The organism is Frankia sp. CoWAU3 (assembly GCF_977971855.1).
In genome coordinates this window covers 9,553-11,059 of sequence record NZ_CDWWXB010000128.1, presented here as the reverse complement: position 1 = coordinate 11,059, position 1,507 = coordinate 9,553, and the positions used below count along the sequence as shown (strand labels likewise).

Genomic DNA, 1,507 nt, shown 5'->3' with positions numbered 1-1,507 from the left:
TCTAGGAAACTCCCGCTAGACACGAGTACGTCCGGATAAATCCGAGTAAGTCCCGGCGGGCGAGGCCGGTCAGGAGTGGCCGTAGGGCTCCGGTCCCGGGCCGTCCGCGGTCTCGCCCGCCCCGTTGTCGTCCACCGAACCCGGCGGATGAGCGGCCACACCCACCAGCTCGACGTCGATCGGCTCCAGGTCGGAGGGGTCCTCGTCGAACAGGACGGGTTCGGGATGCGCCGAAGGAGCCACCAGCGCCTCCGAGTGCGCCCCACAGCCGTGGTCGATCGACGTGACCCGGCCGTCGTCCGGTGCGAGCTCGTTGGCGCAGACACCGAATATCCGGCCGAGCGCACCCGCGAGCCGCACGTGGAATCCGCAGGTCAGGCAGGATGCGGGCGCCACCTTCGCGATGGATGCGTCCGGGCCGGCGGGACCCGCGTACCAGCGCTCGACCGCCTCCTCCCGCCCGGTCACGGACAGCACCCGGGCCCGCCCCAGACCAAGCTCAAGGAAGACGTCGGTGTCGACGAACTCCTCGGCGTCCTCTGTGCGCAGCGCGAGCCGAGGATCGTCGATGGCGGTCGGCAGCAGGTCCCCGATCCCGACGTCGCCCGGCCGCAGCCGCTCCGACCAGGGGACCCACGGGGGCGCCAGCATGGCCCCGTCCCCGGGCATCAACACGACGTCGTCGACCGTCGCCTTGCGCACCCGCGCGGCCCGGGTAACGATCACTGTCCAGACCCAGCCGGGATAGGCCCGCGCCAGGCAGGCGAACCGGTGCAGGACGAGGCGGTCCCCCTCGCTCTCGACGCCGAGATGCGCACCGACCTCCGCCGCGGACCCCGCCTCCTCGACGGCCGCCTGCCGGGCCAGGTCGACGGCGGCCGCACAGGTCGGATCGGCCACGGGCTCCCGCCCGGACCGGACCGTCCTACGAACATCGGGAGCATCCACGGGAAGTATTCTCACCCACGAACCCATCCACCGCCCGACGTGGTCGTAGTGGCGCAGGTCCAGGACGGCGCCGCGCCGGTCCAGGACGGCGCCGGTCCAGGACGAGGACACTGGGCAGGGTGAACCTGGGCAGCACAGTGGTGAACAGCCTGCGCCGGCTGCGGGCGAGTGTGCGCGGCAATGACGCCGACCGGTCGGGGCTGTCGTCGCTGACGGAGCTGTCGTTCGTCAACGCCGCCGGAGACGCGCTGGTGACCGTCGCGTTGGCGGGTTCGCTGTTCTTCGCCGTCCCGTCGGGCGAGGCCCGGTCGAAGGTCGCCCTCTACCTACTGGTCACCATGGTGCCGTTCGCCCTGCTGGCGCCGGTCATCGGTCCACTGCTGGACCGGGTGGCCTACGGTCGGCGGACGGCGCTCGCCGCCATCTGCCTGGGCCGCGGGCTGCTGGCGTGGCAGCTCGCGGGGGCACTCGACGGGCTGGCCGTCTACCCCCTCGCGCTCGGCCTGCTCGTGCTCTCCCGCGGGTTCGGCGTCGCGCGCAGCGCCGTCATTCCCCGGGT

1 protein-coding gene and 1 pseudogene are annotated in these 1,507 nt (G+C 72.5%); one reads left to right on the top strand and one right to left on the bottom strand.

Features of this window, described 5'->3' with window-relative positions:
* Window positions 1-69: 69 nt before the first annotated feature.
* A complete protein-coding gene (locus AC08ON_RS12220) occupies window positions 70-1,059 on the bottom strand; it encodes a DUF3027 domain-containing protein (protein ID WP_476616993.1) in 990 nt (329 codons plus the stop codon).
* A gap of 8 nt (window positions 1,060-1,067) precedes the next feature.
* Here AC08ON_RS12220 and AC08ON_RS12215 point away from each other — a divergent pair.
* Window positions 1,068-1,507: pseudogene (locus AC08ON_RS12215) on the top strand (MFS transporter); the annotation flags it as partial.